This is a genomic window from Novosphingopyxis sp., from assembly GCF_965218915.1.
Lineage (GTDB): Bacteria > Pseudomonadota > Alphaproteobacteria > Sphingomonadales > Sphingomonadaceae > Novosphingopyxis.
The window spans coordinates 2,817,265-2,839,977 of the sequence record NZ_OZ244708.1 but is presented as its reverse complement, the minus strand read 5'-3'; the positions used below and the strand labels follow the sequence as shown (position 1 = coordinate 2,839,977).

The window sequence follows — 22,713 nt, the reverse complement described above, 5'->3', positions numbered from 1 at the left end:
GCGGCGGCGCTCAGCCGCCCTCGCCCTGCATTTCCACGATCAGCGCGTTGTCGATCGCCTTGGCGGCCTGATAGGCCGGGCGTTCGGTAAGCCGCTTCGCATAGCGTTCGAAGCTGTCCCGCTTGGGCAGGCCGCCGAACTCCTGGCCCCAGATGATCTGCGATCCGAAATAGACGTCGGCCATGGTGAAGCGGTCGCCGCAGACATGATCGCGGCCCTGCAGCTGCTGGTCGAGAACGTCGACGACGCGCTCGTAGCTGCCGAAGCCGACCATGGCCTGCTTGTCGTCGGGAACGCTCCAGCCCATCGAATTGGCGACGATCGCCTGCTCGACCGGGCCCGCGGCGAAGAACATCCAGCGATAATAGTCGGCGGTCTCCCCGGCCTCGGGCGCGAGTTCGGCGTCCGGATAGGCGTCCGCGAGATAGGCGCAGATCGCTGCGCATTCGGTCACCACATCCTTGCCGCGCACGATCGCCGGCACCTTGCCCATCGGGTTGATCGCGAGATAGTCGTTCCCCTTCATCGTGCCGCCGTAATCCAGGATATGCTGCTCGTAATCGGCGCCGGCCTCGTGCAGCGCCCAGCGGGCGATCTGGCCGCGCGACATGGGATTGGTGTAATAGTCGATATCGGCCATCATGCATCTCCTGGAGCTTCGATTCCAGCTGGCGCTATAGCATGACGATGACGGCTGCGCGACGACGTCAGCGCGGCGGGTCGGCGGCTTGTTCGTCGCCGCGCGCCTGCGTTTCGGCTTGGTGCTGGGCCGCCTCGACCGCGCGCTCCAGCTGCTCGCGGCGGCGATCGAGCTGGTCCAGGCGGCGCTGCGTTTCGTCATCGGGATCGATCCGGATTCCCCCGCGGTCGATGCGCACGCCATTGCCGCCGACATTGCCGTCGATCACCAAGCCCTCGTCGGGATCGAACTGAACGTTGGGCACAGGGATCGATCCGTCGGGGATGAGGGCGGGTTCAAGCTCCGGCTTGGGCTCCGGCGCCGCGCGGGGAGCGGCGCCGGGGATCGCGCCGATCATGAAATCCTTCCACATCCGTGCCGGAATGCCGCCGCCGCTGGCGCGTCCGAGCGAGCTGTTGTCGTCGCGCCCGATCCATATGCCGACCACCAGATCGCCGGCAAAGCCCACGAACAGCGCGTCGCGGCTGTCCTGGCTGGTGCCGGTTTTGCCGAACGCCGGTATGGCGAGCCGCGCCGCGCGGCCCGTGCCGCTCTGGGTATTGGCTGCCAGCAGATCGCGCATCTGTGCGCGCACGCGTCCGCCGATATCTTCCCGTCCGTCGAGCAACCTCCCGAAGAAGCCTTTTTCGCCCTGTGCAATGGCGTGCGGCTCGACCGGGGCGTAATCGGACGCGATCCCGGCGAAGGCGGACGTCAGGTTCAGCAGGCTGATTCCCGCAGAACCCAAGGCAACGCTGGCATTGGCCGGCAGCGTCTCGTTAATGCCCAGCGACCGCGCCGCGCGGCCGATCGTAGCGCTGCCGAGCTGCTGATAGAGTTTTACCGCCACCACATTGCTGGACACTGCGAACGCATCGCGCAGGGTGATCCGTCCGCGATAATGTTTTCCGGCATTTTCGGGGCGATAGTCGCCGGTGGTGATCGGGCTGTCCTCGACCAGCGTGTCCGGCGTCATGCCGCTTTGCAGCGCGGCGAGATAGACGATCAGCTTGAACGTAGAGCCCGGCTGGCGGCGCGCCTGCACCGCGCGGTTGAATTTCGATCTACCGTAGTCCTTGCCGCCGACCATCGCGACGACCTGCCCGTTCGGGCGCATCGCCACGATTGCAACCTCCGCCCCGGCGGGGGCCGAACGGCGGGCGATCCGCTCGGCCAACCGCTGCAGTCGGCCGTCCTGCGTGGTGCGGATGTGCACGGTTTTATAGCCCGCATCCTCGGTCACCGCGCGCGCCTGTCCCAGCGCCCAGTCAGCAAAATAGGAGCCGGCTGGCATCGAGGATCCGGGGCGATGGTCGATCGTTGCCGGTTTGACCGCGCGCGCCGTGTCGGGCGTCATGTAGCCCGCTCCCGCCATTGCCGAGAGCACCACCTTTTCCCGCGCGACCGCGCCCTTGTAATTGCGGGTCGGCGCCAGCGTGGAAGGGGCCTTGACCAATCCAGCGAGCATCGCGCCCTGCGTCAGGGTCAGCCGTTCGGGCTGACGGTAGAAATAATGCATCGAAGCGGCGCGCAGCCCGTAGACATTGTCTCCGAAATAGGCGTTGGACAGATAGCGCTCCAGGATCTCGTCCTTGCTCAGCCACGCCTCCAGCCACAACGCGATCGGCACCTCCTTGAGTTTGCGCCCGACCGTCCGGTCCAGCTTCAGATAGCTGAGCTTGGCCAGCTGCTGAGTAATCGTGCTGCCGCCTTGCTGCGTGTCGGAGCGCAAATTGCTCCACAGCGCGCGAGCAATGCCATGCGGATCGATTCCCCAATGATCGTAGAAGCGCCGGTCCTCGACCGCAAGGAACGCGTTTACGACATGCGGCGGAAGATCGGCGATCTCTACCGGCTCGGCCATGGTCGGCCCCTTGCGCGCGATCGCCTGGCCGCCTTGCGTCTCCAGCACGATCTGCGGCGGCACCAGCGGCTGCGCGGTGCGCGAGACCGGCACGAACAGCGTGAGCCAGCCGATCAGCAGCACCAGCAGTACGAACGCGGTGTAGATCGCCCATTTCAAATAGCGCCAGCGCCAATGGCGGCGTAGCCAGCCACGATGCGGCGGCTTTTCCTCGGGTGTCGGAAGCGGCGCGGCGGCGATGCCGTAATCGTCCCAGTCTATTGCGCCGCCATCGCCGGGCGCGTTCGGCCAGCCGCGAGGCAAATCTCTGGGTCCGTCGCTCATGCTGGCTGTATTATACGGACAAGACAGGATGGGCGAGGGGAAATTTGCATGTGGCGCGGCTGCGGTAAGCGTCCCTGCCGTCGGCCGAATTGGTGGGTCCGGGCGCCCACCAGAGTGATGCTCGTTTCATGGTTTGGCTTCCGTTTCCTGAGCAAACGAGCCGTGGCGCAGAAAATGCACGACCTGCGCTTGCACCGCCCCGTCCCAGATCATCGCCATGTGCGAGACCGGCATGACGATATGGTCCGCCTCGCCCCGAAGATGCGTCGCGGCGACCGAGACCTTGCCGTCATGCGGCCCGGGCATAATGCGCGCTGAAAAGATCGGCACGCCGGTCGGCCGGTTTCCGGCGATGATGCCGATCGGATAGTCGACCTCGCCTAGCAGGCTCTCGACCCGTTCCGGGCGGCGCAGCGACAGCACTTCTTCGGCGGGGCCGAAAAACGTACCGGAAATCCGTGCGCGCGCGAGCAGGTCGACCCATTCGCTGCCGCCATGGGGCGGGCCGAGCATCACCACTTTATCCATAGCCTTGGGCCGTGCCCGTGCGATCAGCGCGCGTGCGACCAGCCCGCCCATGCTGTGGGTGACGAAATGCACCGGGCCATCCTTTACGCCGTTCAGCATGGGAAGCAGTTCGTCGACGATCTGCTCGAGCGGATGCAGCCGCGAACGATAGGGCAGCGCCAGCGTGGCGAACCCGGCCCTGTGCAGGCTCCGCCCGACCGGCAGCATCGTGATCGGCCGCATGCCGAAGCCGTGCAGCAGGATGACGGTGCCATGTTCGCTCATCGCATGTCCGCCAACAAAAAGCGGGCAGCGAATCCCATGATCCGCTGCTCCTTGCCGCTTATTTCGCCTCGCTCGGCTTTTTCGGCTTGGTCTTTTTCTTCTTGCCTTTAGCCTTGGGCGGCGCGGGCGTGATTTCGAAGGTCGGCTGATCGTCCTTGATCCGCACGCTCACCTCGCCGCCATGTTCCAGTTTGCCGAACAACAGTTCTTCGGCGAGCGGTTGCTTGAGCTTCTCCTGAATCAAACGCCCCATCGGGCGCGCGCCGTAAAGCCGGTCGTAACCGCGTGTCGTGAGCCAGGCCTTGGCTTCATCGTCCAGGCTGATGTGAACGTTCTGCTCCTCCAGCTGCATCTCCAGCTGCAGGATGAATTTTTCGACGACGCGGGCAACGACTTCGGTGGGCAGATAGGCGAACGGCACGATCGCATCGAGACGGTTGCGAAACTCCGGCGAGAACAGGTTCTTGACCGCTTCCTCGCTGGCGTCTTCCTTCGAGATGTTGGCGCCGAAGCCGATGCCTTCCTTGGCCATGTCGGACGCGCCCGCGTTGGTCGTCATGATCAGGATGACGTTGCGGAAATCCACCGTCTTGCCGTGGTGATCGGTCAGGCGGCCATTGTCCATTACCTGAAGCAGGATGTTGAACAGGTCCGGATGCGCCTTTTCGATCTCGTCGAGCAGCAGCACGCTGTGCGGGTTCTGGTCGACCGCGTCGGTCAGCAGGCCGCCCTGATCGTAGCCGACATAGCCGGGAGGCGCGCCGATCAGGCGGGAAACGCTGTGGCGCTCCATATATTCGCTCATGTCGAAGCGCTTCAATGGAATGCCGAGGATCGAGGCGAGCTGGCGCGCGACCTCGGTCTTGCCGACGCCGGTGGGGCCGGAGAACAGATAATTGCCGATCGGCTTGTCCGGATCGCGCAGCCCCGCCCGGCTGAGCTTGATCGCCGAGGACAGCGTTTCGATCGCTCTGTTCTGGCCGAACACCACGCGCTTCAGATCGCCCTCCAGGTTGGCGAGCGAGGATTTGTCGTCGCTCGATACCTGTTTGGGCGGGATGCGCGCCATCGTCGCGATCACCTTTTCGATCTCGGTCGGCGTGATCATCTTGCGGCGGCGGCTGGGCGGCAGCAGCATCTGCATGGCGCCGACCTCGTCGATCACGTCGATCGCCTTGTCCGGCAGCTTGCGGTCGTTGATGTAACGCGCCGAGAGCTCCACAGCGCTGCGGATGGCGTCGGGCGTGTATTTGACGTTGTGATGTTCCTCGAAGGCGGAGCGCAGGCCGGCGAGAATCTTGACCGTATCCTCGATCGTCGGCTCGTTGATATCGATCTTCTGGAAGCGGCGGAGCAGCGCCCGGTCCTTCTCGAAATGGTTGCGGAATTCTTTGTAGGTGGTCGAGCCGACGCAGCGGATCGTGCCGCCCGACAGCGCGGGCTTCAACAGGTTGGAGGCGTCCATTGCCCCGCCGGAGGTCGCGCCCGCCCCAATTACGGTGTGGATCTCGTCGATGAAAAGCACCGCGTGTGGCAGCTTTTCGAGCTCGGACACGACCGATTTCAGCCGCTCCTCGAAATCGCCGCGATAGCGCGTGCCCGCGAGCAGTGCACCCATGTCGAGCGAGTAGATCGTCGCTTCCTTCAGCACGTCGGGGACGTTGCCTTCATGAATGCGGCGCGCCAGGCCCTCGGCGATAGCCGTCTTGCCCACGCCCGGCTCGCCCACGTAGAGCGGGTTGTTCTTCGAGCGGCGGCACAGGATCTGGATGGTGCGATCGACCTCCAGCGAGCGGCCGATCAGCGGATCGATCCGGCCGGCGGCGGCCTTGGCGTTGAGATCGACGGTGAACTGTTCCAGCGCGCCGTCCTTTTTCGACTTGCCGTCCTTTTCCTCGGACTTTTCCCCGGGCTCGGCCGGTTCGTCGGAGCCTTCGACCTCGCCGTTCTTGCCCACGCCGTGGCTGATATAGCTCACCGCGTCGAGGCGGCTCATGTCCTGCTGTTGCAGGAAATAGACCGCATAGCTCTCGCGCTCGGCGAACAGCGCGACCAGCACATTGGCGCCGGTGACGAGATCCTTGCCCGAACTTTGCACATGCAGGATTGCGCGCTGCACCACGCGCTGAAACCCGCTGGTCGGCGAGGGATCGACCTTCTTGCCCGTAACCCGCAGCGAATCCAGCTCGGTGTCGAGGTAGGCCGATACCGCCTCGCCCAGCTCGCCCATGTCCACGCCGCAGCTCTGCATCACCTTGGCCGCGTCGCTGTCGTCGATCAGCGCCAGCAGCAGATGCTCCAGCGTGGCATATTCATGACGACGGTCCGAGGCGTTCATGAGCGCCTGGTGCAGGGTTTTCTCGAGGGATTCGGTGAAGCTGGGCATTGGGAAGGTCTCCGGTGCGGCCGGGGAGCCGCATTTGGGTGCGAGCGGTCAGCGCCATGATGACGGGCTTTCGCGTCGGTTCAAGCTCTATGTCGGATTTTCCCGCGCGGTTTCAACGGGGCGAAGATTATCCAAACGCTATTTCTTGAACAACGCGTCGGCATTGGCGCGGTGGCTGACAGCGGCGTTCTTCTTGCTCTCGCAGCGGGCGATCTCACCGGTCAGCGCGGCGATGCGCGCGTCGAGCTCGGCCACCGAAAGCGGATCGAGATCCTCTCGCAGCAGCCGGGTGAGCGGCTCGGACGGGCGGGGTTCGTCGGCATCGGTCATGGACGAAATGTTGACGCGGGCGCGGCGTCTGTCAATAACTCCGCGATGTCGCGACGGGGACCGCGGCCATGGACGAGGGCATAGCAATGAGCCGAGGCGCCGATCTACCGCACAACATGCGCTGCATAGCGATCGAAGGCGCCGGCGATTCGGATGTCCTGAAACCGGTTGAGCGCCCGCTGCCGCGGCCCGGGGCAGGAGAATATCTGATCAAAGTTTCCGCCGCCGGGGTCAACCGGCCCGACGTCCTGCAGCGCAAGGGCCATTATCCGCCGCCGCCCGGCGCCTCGGACCTGCCGGGCCTGGAAATCGCGGGCGAGGTGGTCGCGCTGGGCGAAGATACGGGCGACGAGCTGCTCGGTCAGCCGGTTTGCGCGCTGGTCGCCGGCGGCGGCTATGCCGAATATTGCACCGCTCCTGCCGGGCAGTGCCTGCCGGTTCCGGATGCGATCACGATGGAAGAGGCCGCGGCGATCCCGGAGACACTGTTCACCGTGTGGCACAATCTGTTCGAGCGCGGCTATGCCGGGCAGGGCGAGCGGGTGCTCGTCCATGGCGGCACCAGCGGGATCGGGTCGATGGCGATCAAACTCGGCGCGCTGTTCGGGCTGACGGTTTATGTCACCTGCGGATCGGACGAAAAATGCGATGCCGCACGCGCGCTCGGCGCAGTCGATGCGATCAATTACAAAGCCAGCGATTTCGTAGAGGAGATCAAGCGGCTGACCGGCGGCGAGGGCGTCGACGTCGTGCTCGACATGATCGGCGGCGATTACGTTCCGCGCAATCTTACCTGCCTTGCGTCCGACGGCCGCCATGTCTCGATCGCCTTCCAGCGCGGCGTCAGCGCCGAGATTTCTGTCATGGACATCATGCAGCGGCGGCTGGTGCTGACCGGATCGACCTTGCGCGCGCGTGACGGCGGCTTCAAGGCGCTGCTCGCCGACGAAATCCACCGCAATGTCTGGCCGCTGGTCGCCGAGGGACAGTTGAAGCCCGCCATCGACAAGGTGTACCCGCTGGCCGAGGCGGCGGCCGCGCACGAACGCATGGAAGCAGGCGACCATGTCGGCAAGATCGTGCTCGCTATTTGACCGTCGATCGGCATTTTCGTCATTGCGAGGCCGCAGGCCGGGCCGAAGGCGACCGTAGGCCAACCAATCCAGAGCCGCTGCGACGCTGTATCAGCTCTGGATTGCTTCGTCGCCTCACGGCTCCTCGCAGTGACGGCGGTGTAAATCATTTAATCTGGTAGCGAACAGCGACCTACTCCTGTGGATAAACTGTTGAAACGGAGTGGACTGTAAAAAAAGCTTCATTCCTTCACGCTTGCTATGTCATAATGCGCTGGCATCGACGGTCCATCCACTGGGGATCGACTTGGGAGGGAGCTGCCATGAACGCTCTGACCGATTTTCCACTACCGCTCGACGAGAAACTCTACGACGACCGGCTGCGCTTGCGCCCGCAAGCCAAGGATGTGCACCGCAAGAAGTACCGCACCGTCTGGATATCCGATGTCCATCTCGGAACGCGCGGGTGCAACGCGGAAATGCTCATCGATTTTCTCGACCATGTCGACAGCGACACCATGTATCTGGTCGGCGACATCATCGACGGCTGGCGGCTGAAGAAGAAATTCTATTGGCCCGCGGCGCATAACGACATCGTCTGGCGCATCCTGAAGCGCGCCAAGCGCGGCACGCGGATCGTCTATGTGCCGGGCAATCACGACGAGATGTTCCGCCAGTTCACCGGCCTCAACTTCGGCGGGGTCGAGATCAAGCGCGCGGCGTTCCACGACACCGCCGACGGCCGCCGCCTGCTGATCCTGCACGGCGACGAGTTCGACACGATCATGCTCGCGCATCGCTGGCTCGCCTTTGTCGGCGACACCGCCTATGCGCTGATGATGCGGCTCAACCACATCACCAATCTGGTGCGCAGGCGTATGGGGCTGTCGTATTGGTCGCTGTCCAAGGCGGCCAAGCACAAGGTCAAGAACGCGGTCGAGTTCATCTCCCGCTTCGAGGAGCTGGTCGCGCGCGCGGCGCACCAGCGCGGCGTCGACGGCGTGGTCGCCGGCCATATCCATACCGCCGAATATCGTATGATCGACGGCGTGGAATATTATAATGACGGCGACTGGGTGGAGGGCTGCACCGCGCTGGTGGAGCATTTCGACGGGCGCATGGAAATTCTGCACTGGGCCGACGAGATCGCGCGGCGCGATGCGGACGAGGCCGCGCTGGCCGAGCCGATGCTCGAGGCGGCGGAATAGCCATCTGATGATTTTGGCGATTACGTACCTTGCACACCCGTTTCCTTTTTTCGTCACTCCAGCGAAAGCTGGGGTCTCGGGCGGGATCGCCATGAGGCCTGAGATGCCAGTTTTCGCTGGCATGACGAAAAAGGAAAGGCGAAGCTATGCCGTTCTGAATTTCCATCCGACTGGGTTTGCAAAGCACATGATCGCCATGATTTTAGAACCCTCTTTCCCTGTGCTCCTGCGAAGGCAGGAGCCCATCATCAGAGGGTGCCTGCTGGGCTCCTGCCTTCGCAGGAGCACGGAAATTCCGACATTCCCTGAATGCGCCCCATGAAGATCGCGATCGTCACCGATGCCTGGCATCCGCAGGTCAACGGCGTGGTGCGCACGCTGACCAGCGTGTCGCAGGAACTGCGCGACATGGGGCATGAGATTTGCGTCGTCTCGCCCGACCAGTTCGCCAATTTTCCTTGTCCGACCTATCCCGAAATCCGGCTGGCGCTGGCGACCAGCCGCACGGTCGGCGCGATGCTCGAAGAGTTCGCGCCCGACGCGATCCATCTGTCGACCGAAGGGCCGCTTTGCCTCGCCGCACGCCGTTGGTGCGTGCGCCACGGCCGTGCCTTCACCACCGCCTTCCATACCATGTTCCCCGATTATATCGCGCGGCGGACGGGGGTTTCGCCCGAGCTGATCTGGCCGCTGATGCGCCGCTTCCATGCCCGCTCGGCCCGCGTGATGGTGGCCACCGACAGCATCGCCGCCGAACTGCGCACCCACGGGATCGAGCATCTGGCGCATTGGGGCCGCGGCGTGGATCTTGCCGCCTTTTCACCGGACGCCCGGCGGCCCGCGCGCTACTCCGGTTTGCCGCGTCCGATCCTGCTCTATGTCGGCCGGGTGGCGGTGGAAAAGAATGTCGAGGCGTTCCTGTCCGCCGACGTGCCGGGCAGCAAGGTCGTCGTCGGCGATGGCCCCGCGCGCGACGAACTGAAGGGGCGGTTTTCCGACGCTCATTTCCTCGGGCCCAAATCGGGTGAGGAGCTGGCCGGTTGCTATGCGGGCGCCGACTGCTTCGTCTTTCCATCGCGCACCGATACATTCGGCCTCGTGATGATCGAGGCGCTGGCCTGCGGCACGCCCGTCGCGGCCTATCCGGTGCCCGGCCCGCTCGACGTGTTGAGCCGCGAAAGCGGTGCGATGGCCGAGCGGCTGGAGGACGCCATCGCCACCGCACTGACGCTCGACCGGGAGGCCTGCGCCGCTTACGGCTCGCACTTCACCTGGGCGGCGAGCGCGCGCGAATTTCTCGCCGCGCTGGAGCCGTCTTCGGACGCCGTGCAACCGCCCCGGGCCGCCTGAACGCAAGTCCCCGATCTGCGAGCCTTGCCGCCGCCGCCGCTTTGCCCTACATTCTGCCGCAACACGGCCATCCCGCGAGGGGTGGCCCTTATTGTTTGGAGAAAATACCGTGGCCCAGAATTCGGCTCCCCTGATGCCCCACGCGACTGCCGCCTGGCTGGTCGACAACAGCTCGCTCGGCTTCGACCAGATCGCCGATTTCTGCGGTCTGCATATTCTGGAAATCCAGGCGATGGCCGACGACATGACCGCGAGCAAATATACCGGCCGCGATCCGGTGCGCGCCGGCGAGCTGACGCTGGAAGAGATCGAGCGCGGCCAGGCCGATGGCGATTACAAGCTGCAGATTCAGAAAGGTCCGGACCAGGTGCGCCGTACCAAGGGCCCGCGTTACACGCCGGTGTCCAAGCGACAGGACAAGCCCGACGGCATCGCCTGGCTGCTGCGCAACCATCCGGAAATTTCCGACGCGCAGCTGTGCAAGCTGATCGGCACCACGCGCAACACGATCAACGCGATCCGCGATCGCAGCCACTGGAACATCGCCGAAATCCAGTCCAAGGACCCGGTGACGCTGGGCCTCTGTTCGCAGCGCGAGCTCGATGCCGTCGTCGCCAAGGCGGCCAAGAAGGCGGGCATCGAGGAGCAGGGCGTCGACGAGGCCAAGCAGGGCGTCGACCGCGCCGCCCTGATCGAGGAACTGCGCGCCGAACGCGCCGAGGAAAAGCGCCTCGCCGAGGAAGCGCTGCGCGAGGGCGAGGATGCGCCGGAGGGCAGCGAAGGCGAACCCGCCGCGCCGCCGCAGGGCGAGGAACTCACCGCCGAGAACCTGTTCAAGCGGTGAGGCTCTTGGTGCGGGCCTCGGGCCGCGCCAGTTTGGCCTTTAGCAAGCCATCTCCAAAACGGTTCGTCATGCCAGCGAAAGCTGGCATCTCGGGCGTCAATTCGATGCGGCCCGAGACCCCAGCTTTCGCTGGGGCGACGAAGATGGTTGGGTCAGCTTGGGTCCGGTAGCCGTTACGCGTCCTCATTCTCGATCCGGTTGCTCCCGCCACTTCGCTCGCTTACAGCAGTGTCAGCAGGCGGAGGTGGATATATGGACGAGAGCATCTGGAGCGGTGAAAAATACCGGCATCCCCATGGCTGGATGCAGGAGTTCGCGCCGCTGACCGTGCCGCAGATGTTCGCCGCCTCGGTGCGCGAACGCCCGCAGGCCCCGCTGATCGATTTTCTCGGCCGCAAGTTCAGCTATTCGGATGTTGCCGCGCGCGCGATGCAGGTGGCCGCCGGGCTGCACGCGCTGGGCCTGAAACCCGGCGACCGTGTCGGGCTGTTCCTGCCCAATGTTCCGCATTATCTTGGCGCCTATTATGGCGCGATGATCGCCGGGATGACGGTGGTCAATTTCTCGCCGCTCTACAGCGTCGCCGAGCTAGGCCATCAGGTCGCGGACAGCGGCACGAAGCTGCTGATCACCGTCGATGCCACCGCGCTGCTGCCCACCGCGCTCGCCGTGCTGAAGGACAGCGCGCTGGAAAAGCTGGTGGTGGGATCGGTCGCCGAGGCGCTGCCGGTGACCAAGGGGCTGGCCTATCGCCTGCTGAAGCGCGCCGACGTCGCGCATATCCCGAAGGACAAGGCGGTCACGCGCTGGTCCGCGCTGGTCGATAATGACGGCCATCTGGCCATCCCCGAACCGCAGCCGGACGATGTGGCGCTGCTGCAATATACCGGCGGCACCACCGGCACCCCCAAGGGCGCGATGCTGACGCATCAGAACCTCACCGCCAACGCCCGCCAGATCCAGCTGATCGATCCGGGCACCGTGCCGGTCGACCGGATCATGGGCGTGCTGCCGCTGTTCCACGTGTTCGCCAATGCCTGCGTGCTCAACCGCACCGTGCTGCGCGGCGGCGAGATCGTGATGCTGCCGCGCTTCGATGCGGGCGATACGCTGAAAGCCATCGCCCGCACCAAGCCCATATCGATGCCGGGCGTGCCGACGATGTACCGCGCGCTGCTCGATCATCCGGCGATCGGGCGCACCGATTTCGCCTCGCTCCAATATTGCATCTCCGGCGGCGCGCCTTTGGCCGAAACGGTGAAGACGCGCTGGGAGGACGTCACCGGCTCGCGGCTGATCGAGGGCTATGGCCTCACCGAAAGCTCGGGCGTGGTGTCCAGCAATCCCTATGAAGGGCCGGGCAAGATCGGCACGATCGGCCAGCCGATCCCCGGCACCGACGTCAAGCTGCTCGACAAGGAAGACCCGTCGCGGCCCGCGCCCGATGGCGAGCCCGGCGAACTCGCCTTTTCGGGGCCGCAGGTGATGCGGGGTTACTGGAACCGGCCCGAGGCGGACAAAGAGGTGTTCGTCGGCGACTATCTGCGCACCGGCGATGTCGCGACGATCGACGCGGACGGCTTCATCGCCATCGTCGATCGGCTGAAGGACATGATCGCGGTCGGCGGCTTCAAGGTCTTCCCCAGCCATATCGAAGACGTGCTCTACACCCATGACGCGGTGCGCGAGGCGCTCGTGATCGGCGTGCCGGACGAATATCACGGCGAACTGCCCAAGGCGTTCGTGACGCTGAACGAGGGCGCGGAGGTCGACGGCGATACGCTGACGGCCTGGCTCAACCCCAAGGTCGGCAAGCATGAGCGCGTGAAAGCGGTGGTGGTGCGCGGCGAGCTGCCCAAGACGATGATCGGCAAGCTGGATCGCAAGGCGCTGCGGGCGGAAGAGGGGGTTTAAGGAGGGTGGACCGAATGGCGGTTTCTGGGTGTATTCTGTTGAAAACTGTCGCCCACTAGATATCGTCACCCCGGGCTTGACCCGGGGTCCAGCTTTTTCCTCACGATATGCATTTTGGGCAATATCGCAGGAGCCGCTTCTGCCAAAGCATTTGGTGCCGCAATGACCGTCGGCGTTCAGCAGCTGGACCCCGGGTCAGGCCCGGGGTGACGGTGAAGGAAATGTCAGCCATCGCGTCGTCAGCTGACGTTCGATCACTGCAACACCGTATCTGTCGAAACGATCTCCACATCGGCCATCATGCCCAGATAGGCTTCGAGCCAGATTTTGTGCGCCGCGCCGACGATCACGAGAACATGGCCGCCAGGTGCTCGCGCGCTGGCCTCGCGGATGTTGGCGGCGATCCGCATGTTGCGCACTTCCCATCCCGCCACGCGCTTGCGGCCGACATCGTCTTGGGTCGGTCGGTCGATCACCCCGAGCCATTCGATTTCGGATGACCGCCGGTTGATGATGGGAGAATTGAGCTTGCGATATTCGCCAAGCGTTTTCTCGCCATCGGTCATCCGCGACACGTCACCGCGATCCTCCAGCACCGGCTCGGCGTGAACCCGTTCGAGCAGCGCGGGAAAAACCGATTTGCCAAACAGATCGGCTTCGTGCGGCGTGAACGTGCTTTCCTCTTGCGAATCGGCCGGATCGATGCGCTCCAGGCCCAGACGCGCCGCCAGGCGCGCGGCAATCGTCACGCTTTCATTGTGGGATTCGCCCAGCTCGCCCAATTGGGTTGCGAGCCGCCCGGAGATGCCGTCCCCCGCAATCCGTTCGCCCTCGGGCAGACGCCACCATTGCACCAGGGCCGAATGAGGGTCTCCGGCCGCGGCGAACAACGCCGCCAGACGTCGGCGCTGCACGGGTTCGGGATTCGCCGGCCAATCCAGCAGCAATCTGCCGACCGCCGCAGCGGCTTGCGGCATGTCCATATCGAGGCCGAGCCCCGCTTCGCTGGCCATCCGCAAGGCACGTCCCCCGTAAGTTGCGGCGGTTTCGGGAGAGAGCTCCCGGTACGCCCATAATTTGGTCAGCGTGGGGCCGGGCTGATCTTCGGTCGTGATCACATCCGGCTTGAATGCCGCGAGCCGATCCAGCAGCGCTTCCAGGACCTCGGGGTCCCAGTCGTCGGGCGTGTTGCCGAGGTGGGCCGTTCCCAGCACCATGATCCGCGTCGGTTCGCCATCGATCTTCGCCTGATAGTCGCGCGGATCGAAATTTTGCGCCGAGGCCCAGTTTGGTGTGCAGAATATCGCCAGGTTCAGGAGCATGGCCGCCGCTAAACGGTTCATCATTTTTCCTCGACTATGCCAATCCACTCGCTCCGCCACTGTAGTAATCATATACCACACCGATAACGTCAAGCGCTGTCTCGCCTCGGTTCCGCAAAATTCGTTCGCGCGGGCGGGAATGTCGGCCATAGTTTGCCAAGCCAAGGCCTTGCAATGTTGGGAAATTTATGACCTCATAGGAGGAATATACTCCAACCGCTCTTTGCCGATTTGTAGGAAACTCTATGTCGCGCTTTTGCAATGCATCTGCGGAGTTTTTGTAGCCTTTGCGCAATTATATTACGTAATTGCGTGGCATGAAGCGCTTTTATTTTGCATTCGATTGATACCGATTGACATTGTACAAAAAACAGTACAAGCGTTATTTATGCACGTAGAAACCTATTCCGATGTCCGCAAGAATCTGAAGGCGATCATGGATCGCGTGGTGGCGGACAGCATGCCGGTGGTGGTTTCGCGCCAGCGCGGTGCATCGGTGGTGATGGTCTCGCTCGACGATTGGAATTCGATCGAGGAGACGCTGTATCTGCTCTCGTCCCCCGCCAACGCCAAGGCGTTGATGGAGGGCATCGCGCGACTCGACGCGGGGCTGGGTGAGGAGCATGAACTGATCGATCCCGATAGCGGCGAGACGTGAAGCTGACGTTCGATATCGAGGGCTGGGAAGGCTATCTCGATTGGCAGCGCGAGGGCGGGGCCGGCCTCAAAAAACTCAACGCACTCATCGCCGAATGCCTGCGCGGTCCATTTCGCGGCACCGGTAGGCCGGAACCGCTCAAGGGCAATCTGAAAGGCTGGTGGTCGCGCCGGATCGATTACGAGCACCGGCTGGTTTACCGGGTTCGCGGTCAGGGAGACGGGCAAGCGCTGGAAATCCTCCAGTGCCGGTATCATTATTGATCAGTCGGCGAACACCGTCTTGGCATTCATGAATTCGTGCAGACCGAATGCGCTGAGTTCGCGGCCGTAGCCGGAGCGCTTGATGCCGCCGAACGGGGCTTCGGGCATGGATGCCAGCACCTGATTGAACGCCGTCATGCCCGATTCTATCTCGTTGGCGAAGCGTTGCTGCTCGGCTTCGTCTTGCGTGAACACCGCCGAGCCGAGACCATAGGGCGAGGCATTGGCGATGCGGATGGCGTCGTCCGCGTCCTTGGCTTTGAACACCATCGCCACTGGGCCGAACAGCTCTTCCTCCATCAGCGGATTGTCGGTGGTCATGCCCGAGATGATCCCGGCGTCCATATAGGCGCCGGTGTCGCCCACTGCCTCGCCGCCGAACTCGACGACGGCGTCGGTCTTGGCGACCTCCTTCATCTGGTCCAGCACGGTGTCGCGCTGCTCGAAGCTGGAAAGCGGACCCATCGCTGTCGCCTCGTCGAACGGGTCGCCCCATTTCACCGCCTTCATACGCTCGCGGAATTTGTCCATGAAATCGTCATAGACCTCGGCATGGACGATCATGCGCTTGCCGCAGATGCAGCTTTGCCCGGTGTTCTGAATGCGCGCCTTGACCGCTTTCTCGGCGGCGTCCGCGATGTCGGCCGATGGCATGACGATGAACGGGTCCGATCCGCCCAGTTCCAGCACCATCTTCTTGAGCTGCTTGCCCGCCGTCTCGGCGACCGCGGAGCCTGCGCCTTCGCTGCCGGTCAGCGTGGCGGCGACCACGCGGTCGTCCGCCACGATGCCCGCCACCGCATCGGCCTTGATCACCAGATTCTGGAACAACCCCTCCGGCGCGCCGGCACCGCGGATCACCGCGTCCATCATCTCGGCGCAGCCCATGGTGACGCTGGCATGTTTCAGCAGGCCGACATTGCCCGCCATGATCGCCGGCGCGATGAAGCGCACCGCCTGCCACAGCGGGAAATTCCACGGCATGATCGCGAGCACCGGACCCATCGGCAGATAGCGCGTGTAGACGTTGCCGTCCGCGCGCTCCCATTTCACGTCCTCGAGCAAGGCGGGCCCATGCTCGGCGTAATAGCGAAAGGCGGTGGCGCATTTCGTGGCCTCGGCCTTGGCCGAGGCGAACGTCTTGCCCATTTCCAGCGTGATTTGCCGGCCGAGCTGATCGCTATGTTCCTCAAAGGCGTCGGCGATGGCGGACAGCAGGACGGTCCGCGTGCCGTAATCGCTCTTGCTCCAGTCGGCATAGCAGTCCGACGCCTTGGCCAGCTTCGTCTCGATCTCGGCTGCGCTGAGTTCGGTATATTCCTCCAGCTTTTCGCCGGTGGCGGGATTGCGGGTGGTGATGCTCATGGGCTCGCTCCTGATGGCTTTGTCAGGACAGCGCGAGAACGGGGGGAACGTTCCGCGTCTATTCGGCGTCCGCCTGGTCGCTCGGCCCCGAATCAGCGGGCGGGCTGCCGTCGGCGGAGACGTCGCCGTCTGTTACCTTTGCCCCATCCTCGGTGCTCTCTGGCTGGTCGCCAGCGGTCGGTGCCTGCGAGCGGACATCGTCGATCGCGATCATGTCGTCGCCGATCGTGCCGTGCAAATCGTCGACATTGTCCATCACCGTTTCCGATACCGGGCCATTGTCTGCGGTTGCCGCGTCGTCGCTCCTTCCGCCGCACGCCGCCAACCCCGATAGCGCCGCCAGGATCGTTATTCCATGCCGCATGTCCATGCTCCGTCTATCGCCCGCCGACCGCCGCCAGGAAGGACTCGAAATGGCGTTTCAGGGCCGCGTCGAGATCGGTTAGCCCTGCGTCGATACCGAGTGCTTTCATGCTCGTCACCGGAAATTCGCCGATACCGCAGGGCACGATCCCGCCGAAATGGGTGAGATTCGGATCGACATTGACCGAAAATCCATGCGCCGTCACCCATTTGCGCACGCGCACGCCGATTGCGCCGATCTTGGCCTCGCGGCGTTGGCTGTCGTCGCACCAGATGCCGATGCGCCCCTCGGCACGCCGCGCGGCGATGCCCAGTTCGGACAGCGCTACGATCACCCAGTCTTCGAGTGCACGGACATAGCATCGGATATCGCGCCCGCGCTCGTTCAGGTTCAGCATGACATAGCCGACCCGTTGGCCCGGCCCATGATAGGTGTACCGCCCGCCGCGGCCGCTTTCGTACACCGGGAGCCGCGCGCTGAGGAGTTCGGAGGGATCGGCGCTGGTGCCGGCGGTGTAGAGCGGCGGATGTTCGAGCAGCCACACCAGCTCACGCGCCGCGCCCGCATGGACGGCGGCCTGCCGCGCATCCATCCGCGCCACGGCTTGCGGATAGGGAACGCGGCTGTCGGCCACGTCCCACTCCACCGGCGCGATCCCCGCCTCGCGTCTCGCCATTGTCTTGCCGGTTAGAAATTCCATCGAACGTCCAGATGGACCGACGAACGACGGGCGGCAAGTCTTGTCAGTATCGGATGCTGCGGTTAGGAAAACCGAGTTCGGGAACAGGGAATCGGTTCAAATGTCGCAGAAACTGGATTTTTCGAACGCGTGGAGCGAGGCGCTCGCCTTGTTGTCGGCGCACAAGGAGGCGGCGCTCGCCATTGCGGGTGTATTCCTGTTCCTGCCGCAGATCGTTTTGGGTTATCTCGCCGGCAATATCGATGCGTCCGGCGTGCAGACTTATAATCAGGTCATGACTGTGTACGAGCAGTGGTTCACTGCCAACGGCTGGTTTCTCATCCTGGGCATATTGGTTTCGATGATCGGTTCAATCGCGCTCTACGTGGTTTTTCTGCGCAGTAACCAGACCATCGGCGAGGCGCTGATTACGGCGCTGAAATTGTTCATACCGTTTCTGCTGCTCGGTATTCTGACCGGGATTTTAGTTCTGATCGGGTTTTTTCTGTTGGTAATTCCGGGGATTTATCTGGCGATCAAATTTTCGTTGGGCGGTGCGGTGATCGCCGCGGAAAACATTGCCAATCCCATCGAGGCAATGAAGCGCTCCTGGCGCGCAACCAAGGGCAACAGCCTGCGCATCTTCTTCTTCCTGCTGATCGTGTTCATCGTCGGGCTGGTCGCGCTGGTGGCGGCAACCGCGGTGATCGGTATTCCGATCGGCCTGCTGCTGCCGCAGGAGGCCGCGTTGTTCGCCAACAATATCGTCAGTTCGGCGGCCAGCGCGGTGTTCAGCGTGGTGTTGGCTGCAGTTTATGCGGCCATCTACCGTCAACTGACCAGCAGCTTCGACCAGCGCGTGCTCGAAGAAACCTTCTAGCAGAGAAGGGCCCGCCGCGCACCCGCTCAGTCCCAGCGGGCCTCGGGCGGCAGGCTCATCAGGATCGCGTCGATATTGCCGCCGGTCTTGAGGCCGAACAGCGTCCCACGGTCGTAGATCAGGTTGAATTCGGCATAGCGCCCGCGCCAGGCGAGCATACGCGCGCGATCCTCGTCGTCCCAGCTGTGGTCCATGCGCCGGCGCACGATCGCGGGATAGATGTCCAGAAACGCCTCGCCGACATCGCGGGTGAAGCGGAAATTGCGTTCGAACAGCGCGTCGCTGCCAGTTTCCAGATGGTCGTAGAAGATGCCGCCGACGCCGCGGTGGACGCCGCGGTGCGGGATGAAGAAATATTCCTCGGCCCATTTGGAATAGCGTTCGTACACGTCCGGACCATAGGGGCTGCAGGCGGCGCGCAGACGGGCGTGGAAGCTCGCGGTGTCTTCATCATAGGGGATCGGCGGATTGAGGTCCGCGCCGCCGCCGAACCAGCGCTTGGTGGTGCTGAGGAAGCGCATGTTCATATGCACCGCGGGCACATGCGGATTGGCCATATGCGCGACCAAGCTGATGCCGGTGGCGAGGAAGCTCGGATCGTCCTCGGCGCCGTTGATCGATCGCGCGAAATCCGGGTTGAACGCGCCGCCGACGGTGGAGACGTTGACGCCGACCTTTTCGAACACCTCGCCCTTCATCACCCCGCGCACGCCGCCGCCGCCCGGCTGACCCTCAGGGTCCTCGCGCTGCCAGTCGGCATAATCGAACGAGGCGTCCGATCCCGCCTCGCGCTCGATCGTCGCGAACGCGGCGCATATCCGGTCGCGCAGTTCCTCGAACCAGGCGCGGGCGCGCGTCTGCTGGTTGTCCAGCGCGAGACCGGTGGTGTCGGGGGAGTGGCCTGGCATGCTGATCCTCTAACGCGTCATCGAAACCGTCCGCTCCGGCGTAGCGCCTCGGAGAGCGCGATGCCAGCGGCGACCGCCAGATTGAGCGAGCGGAAGCCCGGTTTCATCGGAATGCGAAGCGCTTCGCCAACCGCCCCGCGCACGTCGTCCGGCACGCCTGCGCTTTCCGATCCGAAAATCAGCTGATCTTCGGCATCGAACGGAAAATCGTAGAGCGAGCGTTCGGCCTTGCTGCTGAGCAGGACGAGGCGTCTGCCCGCCCGCGCCCCGGAATAATGCCGCCAGTCGGCATGGCGCGTCACGCTCGCGGCCTCGGCATAGTCCATGCCCGCACGTCTCAGCGCGCGGTCCGAAAAGGCAAAGCCACACGGTTCGATGATGTCGCACGGCACGCCGAAGCAGGCGGCGAGGCGCAGGATGGTACCGACATTGCCGGCGATATCGGGCTGAAACAGGGCAATCTGCATGGCACTGGCAGTAACCCGCATCGCGCGAAAGTTGAAGCGCATAGGCCAATTCCGTTGCGGTCTCGAAACGGCTTGCGCAGCCGATCGTTACGGTGCCGCACTATACTAAAAAGCGGTTGGCAGGGTGGGCGTGCCCGGCTATCAGGCCCGCTGAATCGAAGCGCTGGATCGACGAACCGATCCGCCTCGGCCTCCAGGAAGCCCGTGTCTCCCCGGCGGCGTCAGGTCATGCGCGCAACATTTGCAAAGGTCTTGCATGGCAACGGTCGAACAGGCTGATCCGGTCCTCAAGGAAGGCGAAGAGGGCGTGCGCCGGCGCGATTTCATCAATATCGCTGCGGTAGCCGTCGCCGGCGTCGGCGCGACGGTCGCGGTGATTCCGCTGGTCAACCAGATGAACCCCAGCGCGGATGTGCTCGCCTTGTCGTCGACCGAGATCGATATCTCCTCGATCCAGCCGGGCCAGGCGATCAAGAGCACCTGGCGCAAGCAGCCGATCTTCGTGCGCAATCTGACGCCCAGTGAAATCGCCGAGGCGAATGCGGTGAACGTTGCCACGCTGCGCGATCCGCAGACGCTGCAGGAGCGGACCGAGGAGGGTAAGGAGAACTGGCTGATCACGTTGGCGGTTTGCACCCATCTCGGCTGTATCCCGCTGGGCGCGGGCGAAGGCGAGAACAAGGGGCCGTTCGGCGGCTATTTCTGCCCGTGCCACGGTTCGGCTTACGATACCGCCGCCCGCATCCGGCAGGGTCCGGCACCGAGAAACCTCGAAGTGCCACCTTACACATTTTCTTCCGACACCGTCGTTCAGATAGGCTGAGGACCGACCGATGAGCTTTCCCTGGGCCGCACATTACGAGCCGAAAAATCCGGCGATGCGCTGGATCGACGAGCGCCTGCCGCTTCCGCGGCTGGTCTACAACGCGGTGGGCGCGGGCTATCCGGTGCCGCGCAACCTCAACTATTTCTGGAATTTCGGTGTGCTCGCCGGCGTGGCGCTGGTCATCCAGATCGTTACCGGCATCATCCTGGCGATGCATTACCGCGCCGATATCGGCGTCGCTTTCGACAGCGTCGAGATGTTGATGCGCGACGTCAATTCCGGCTGGCTGATGCGCTACGCGCACAGCAATGGCGCGAGCTTCTTCTTCATCGTGGTCTATATCCATATCTTTCGCGGCCTCTATTATGGCAGCTACAAGGCCCCGCGCGAGATGATCTGGCTGCTCGGCCTGGTCATCTTCCTGCTGATGATGGCCACCGCCTTCATGGGCTATGTGCTGCCGTGGGGGCAGATGAGCTTCTGGGGCGCGCAGGTGATCACCGGCTTCTTCTCGGCGATCCCGATCGTCGGCGAGCCGATCCGCCAGTGGCTGCTCGGCGGCTTCGTGCCCGACCAGGCAACGCTGAATCGCTTTTTCTCGCTGCACTATCTGCTGCCGTTCGTGATCGCGGGCACCATCATCCTGCACATCTGGGCGCTGCATATTCCGGGCTCCAACAACCCCACGGGTGTGTCAGTCAAGGGTCCGCAGGACACCGTGCCGTTCCATCCCTATTACACCGCCAAGGACGGTTTCGGTCTGGGCGTCTTTCTGATCCTGTTCGCGATCCTGGTGTTCTTCCTGCCCAATTCACTCGGGCATCCGGACAATTATATCGCGGCCAATCCGCTTTCGACGCCCGCGCACATCGTGCCCGAATGGTATTTCTGGCCGTTCTACGCAATCCTGCGGGCGTTTACCGTCGATCTCAGTTTCTTCGGCCTGTTCACGATCGTGCCTGCAAAGCTGCTGGGCGTGACGGCGATGTTCGCATCGATCCTGATCCTGTTCTTCCTGCCCTGGCTCGACAACAGCCCGGTGCGTTCGGGCAATTACCGGCCCAAGTTCAAGATCGCCTTCTGGCTGCTGGTGGCGGATATCCTGGTTCTGGGATTTTGCGGCGTGCAGCCGGCCGAGGAGCCGTGGGTAATGCTGGGCCAGCTCGCATCGGCCTATTATTTCGCGCATTTTCTGATCATTCTGCCGCTGATCTCGCATTTCGAGAAGCCGCTGCCGCTTCCCGGTTCGATCACCGAGGCGGTGCTGCACAAGCATGACATCAAGGGCGAGCGCGACGCGCTCCCGGGCATGGGTAGCGACACCCAGCCCCAGCCGGCCGAATAAAGGATCGACGACTTCCGATGAAAATCCTTCTCAACCTTCTCGGCGTCTTTCTCGTCGGCATGCTGGTCTGGTCGTTCGGGGCGGGGCTGGTGGATTATATTAGCAATCCGCCCGAAAAAAGCGTGGAGCACGAGTTTCACCGCGAGCCGCTGGACGTCCATTTTCCAAGCGATGGTCCGCTCGGTACCTATGACAAGGCGCAGCTGCAGCGCGGGCTGAAGATATTCCGCGAGGTCTGCGCCGCCTGCCACAGCCTGCATCAGGTGTCGTTCCGCAACCTGACCGATCTGGGCTATTCCGAAGACCAGGTGAAGACGATCGCCGCCGAATGGCCGATCGAATCGCCGTCGATCAATCCGGATACCGGCGAGGCGGCCACGCGTCCCTCGCTGCCGATCGATCACTTCCCCTCGCCCTATCCGAACGAGGTCGCCGCGCGCGCCGCCAACAACAATGCGGTGCCGCCGGATCTTTCGCTGATAAGCAAGGCGCGCGAAGGCGGCGCGCCCTATGTCTATTCGTTGCTGATCGGCTATCGTCCGGTGCCGGCGAACCTGCCAGAAGCCAACCGCCCGCCGATGGGGCTGCATTACAATCCTTGGTTCGCCAACTTGAACCTAGCGATGCCGCCGCCGCTGACGAGCGCGGGCCAAGTGACCTACGACGACGGCACCCGGTCGACGCTCCCGCAAATGGCCAAGGACGTCAGCGCATTCCTGATCTGGACGGCCGAGCCCAAGCTGCCCGCGCGCAAGCAGACCGGCTGGGCGGTGATCCTGTTCCTGCTGCTTGCCACGGGGCTGGGCTACATGGCCTATCGCAACGTCTGGATCGACCAGAAGCATTGATGCCGGCGCTGCCGTTGCAGACCT

22 protein-coding genes are annotated in these 22,713 nt (G+C 63.6%); 11 read left to right on the top strand and 11 right to left on the bottom strand.

Annotated elements, in window-relative coordinates:
- Positions 1–10 precede the first annotated feature (10 nt).
- The 5 genes from ACOQPC_RS13410 to ACOQPC_RS13390 form a co-directional block, all read right to left on the bottom strand.
- Positions 11–640, bottom strand: coding sequence for a glutathione S-transferase family protein (locus tag ACOQPC_RS13410; protein WP_420608149.1), 630 nt, complete (start codon positions 638–640; stop codon positions 11–13).
- 67 nt (positions 641–707) lie between these two features.
- Entirely contained in the window at positions 708–2,867 is a 2,160-nt protein-coding gene (locus tag ACOQPC_RS13405) for a transglycosylase domain-containing protein (RefSeq protein ID WP_420606219.1), read from the bottom strand.
- Between the two features lie 126 nt (positions 2,868–2,993).
- On the bottom strand, positions 2,994–3,659 hold the full coding sequence (locus ACOQPC_RS13400) for an esterase/lipase family protein (RefSeq protein WP_420606218.1): 666 nt from the start codon (positions 3,657–3,659) through the stop codon (positions 2,994–2,996).
- 58 nt (positions 3,660–3,717) lie between these two features.
- Positions 3,718–6,045: an ATP-dependent Clp protease ATP-binding subunit ClpA gene (gene clpA / locus ACOQPC_RS13395; RefSeq protein WP_420606217.1), complete on the bottom strand. Its 2,328-nt coding sequence runs from the start codon at positions 6,043–6,045 to the stop codon at positions 3,718–3,720.
- Between the two features lie 138 nt (positions 6,046–6,183).
- Positions 6,184–6,375 carry a DUF1192 domain-containing protein gene (locus ACOQPC_RS13390; protein ID WP_420606216.1) on the bottom strand — a complete coding sequence of 64 codons (192 nt, stop codon included), beginning with the start codon at positions 6,373–6,375 and terminating at the stop codon, positions 6,184–6,186.
- A 116-nt stretch (positions 6,376–6,491) separates the two neighbouring features.
- Here ACOQPC_RS13390 and ACOQPC_RS13385 point away from each other — a divergent pair, with 116 nt between their 5' ends.
- From ACOQPC_RS13385 to ACOQPC_RS13365, 5 genes are all read left to right on the top strand, one after another.
- Positions 6,492–7,469, top strand: a complete 978-nt coding sequence (locus tag ACOQPC_RS13385; RefSeq protein ID WP_420608148.1) for an NAD(P)H-quinone oxidoreductase — start codon at positions 6,492–6,494, stop codon at positions 7,467–7,469.
- 302 nt (positions 7,470–7,771) lie between these two features.
- Positions 7,772–8,656, top strand: a complete 885-nt coding sequence (locus ACOQPC_RS13380) for a UDP-2,3-diacylglucosamine diphosphatase (protein ID WP_420606215.1) — start codon at positions 7,772–7,774, stop codon at positions 8,654–8,656.
- A 318-nt stretch (positions 8,657–8,974) separates the two neighbouring features.
- Positions 8,975–10,006 carry a glycosyltransferase family 4 protein gene (locus ACOQPC_RS13375; RefSeq protein ID WP_420606214.1) on the top strand — a complete coding sequence of 344 codons (1,032 nt, stop codon included), beginning with the start codon at positions 8,975–8,977 and terminating at the stop codon, positions 10,004–10,006.
- A gap of 133 nt (positions 10,007–10,139) precedes the next feature.
- On the top strand, positions 10,140–10,850 hold the full coding sequence (locus ACOQPC_RS13370; protein ID WP_420606213.1) for a cell cycle transcriptional regulator TrcR: 711 nt from the start codon (positions 10,140–10,142) through the stop codon (positions 10,848–10,850).
- A gap of 252 nt (positions 10,851–11,102) precedes the next feature.
- A complete protein-coding gene (locus ACOQPC_RS13365) occupies positions 11,103–12,764 on the top strand; it encodes a long-chain-fatty-acid--CoA ligase (RefSeq protein ID WP_420606212.1) in 1,662 nt (553 codons plus the stop codon).
- A 254-nt stretch (positions 12,765–13,018) separates the two neighbouring features.
- Here ACOQPC_RS13365 and ACOQPC_RS13360 read toward each other — a convergent pair whose 3' ends face one another.
- Positions 13,019–14,110, bottom strand: coding sequence for a DUF5694 domain-containing protein (locus tag ACOQPC_RS13360; RefSeq protein ID WP_420606211.1), 1,092 nt, complete (start codon positions 14,108–14,110; stop codon positions 13,019–13,021).
- Positions 14,111–14,474: 364 nt separating this feature from the next.
- Between ACOQPC_RS13360 and ACOQPC_RS13355 the strand changes: the two genes are divergently transcribed.
- Both ACOQPC_RS13355 and ACOQPC_RS13350 read left to right on the top strand, forming a co-directional pair.
- The gene (locus ACOQPC_RS13355; protein ID WP_420606210.1) at positions 14,475–14,744 is read left to right on the top strand and encodes a type II toxin-antitoxin system Phd/YefM family antitoxin; all 270 of its coding nucleotides are present in this window, start codon (positions 14,475–14,477) and stop codon (positions 14,742–14,744) included.
- A complete protein-coding gene (locus ACOQPC_RS13350; RefSeq protein ID WP_420606209.1) occupies positions 14,741–15,007 on the top strand; it encodes a Txe/YoeB family addiction module toxin in 267 nt (88 codons plus the stop codon). The genes ACOQPC_RS13355 and ACOQPC_RS13350 overlap by 4 nt, the downstream gene beginning before the upstream one ends.
- On the opposite strand, the gene ACOQPC_RS13345 is transcribed toward ACOQPC_RS13350, so the two are convergent.
- Genes ACOQPC_RS13345 through lipB form a run of 3 tightly spaced genes read right to left on the bottom strand, consistent with a single transcriptional unit; the run spans position 15,008 to position 17,436 of the window.
- A complete protein-coding gene (locus ACOQPC_RS13345) occupies positions 15,008–16,372 on the bottom strand; it encodes an NAD-dependent succinate-semialdehyde dehydrogenase (protein WP_420606208.1) in 1,365 nt (454 codons plus the stop codon). It lies immediately after the preceding gene.
- Between the two features lie 58 nt (positions 16,373–16,430).
- Complete coding sequence (locus ACOQPC_RS13340) at positions 16,431–16,736, bottom strand: hypothetical protein (RefSeq protein WP_420606207.1); 306 nt, start codon at positions 16,734–16,736, stop codon at positions 16,431–16,433.
- Positions 16,737–16,749: 13 nt separating this feature from the next.
- Positions 16,750–17,436 carry a lipoyl(octanoyl) transferase LipB gene (gene lipB, locus ACOQPC_RS13335; RefSeq protein WP_420606206.1) on the bottom strand — a complete coding sequence of 229 codons (687 nt, stop codon included), beginning with the start codon at positions 17,434–17,436 and terminating at the stop codon, positions 16,750–16,752.
- 148 nt (positions 17,437–17,584) lie between these two features.
- Here lipB and ACOQPC_RS13330 point away from each other — a divergent pair, with 148 nt between their 5' ends.
- The gene (locus ACOQPC_RS13330; RefSeq protein ID WP_420606205.1) at positions 17,585–18,295 is read left to right on the top strand and encodes a hypothetical protein; all 711 of its coding nucleotides are present in this window, start codon (positions 17,585–17,587) and stop codon (positions 18,293–18,295) included.
- 26 nt (positions 18,296–18,321) lie between these two features.
- Here ACOQPC_RS13330 and hemF read toward each other — a convergent pair whose 3' ends face one another.
- A complete protein-coding gene (gene hemF, locus ACOQPC_RS13325) occupies positions 18,322–19,203 on the bottom strand; it encodes an oxygen-dependent coproporphyrinogen oxidase (RefSeq protein WP_420606204.1) in 882 nt (293 codons plus the stop codon).
- Positions 19,204–19,220: 17 nt separating this feature from the next.
- Positions 19,221–19,670 carry a tRNA (cytidine(34)-2'-O)-methyltransferase gene (locus ACOQPC_RS13320; protein ID WP_420608147.1) on the bottom strand — a complete coding sequence of 150 codons (450 nt, stop codon included), beginning with the start codon at positions 19,668–19,670 and terminating at the stop codon, positions 19,221–19,223.
- 256 nt (positions 19,671–19,926) lie between these two features.
- On the opposite strand from ACOQPC_RS13320, the gene petA reads away from it, so the two are divergent.
- Genes petA through ACOQPC_RS13305 form a run of 3 tightly spaced genes read left to right on the top strand, consistent with a single transcriptional unit; the run spans position 19,927 to position 22,689 of the window.
- Positions 19,927–20,493, top strand: a complete 567-nt coding sequence (petA, locus tag ACOQPC_RS13315) for a ubiquinol-cytochrome c reductase iron-sulfur subunit (protein WP_420606203.1) — start codon at positions 19,927–19,929, stop codon at positions 20,491–20,493.
- A 10-nt stretch (positions 20,494–20,503) separates the two neighbouring features.
- On the top strand, positions 20,504–21,841 hold the full coding sequence (locus ACOQPC_RS13310) for a cytochrome b (protein ID WP_420606202.1): 1,338 nt from the start codon (positions 20,504–20,506) through the stop codon (positions 21,839–21,841).
- Positions 21,842–21,858: 17 nt separating this feature from the next.
- On the top strand, positions 21,859–22,689 hold the full coding sequence (locus ACOQPC_RS13305; RefSeq protein ID WP_420606201.1) for a cytochrome c1: 831 nt from the start codon (positions 21,859–21,861) through the stop codon (positions 22,687–22,689).
- Positions 22,690–22,713 lie beyond the last annotated feature (24 nt).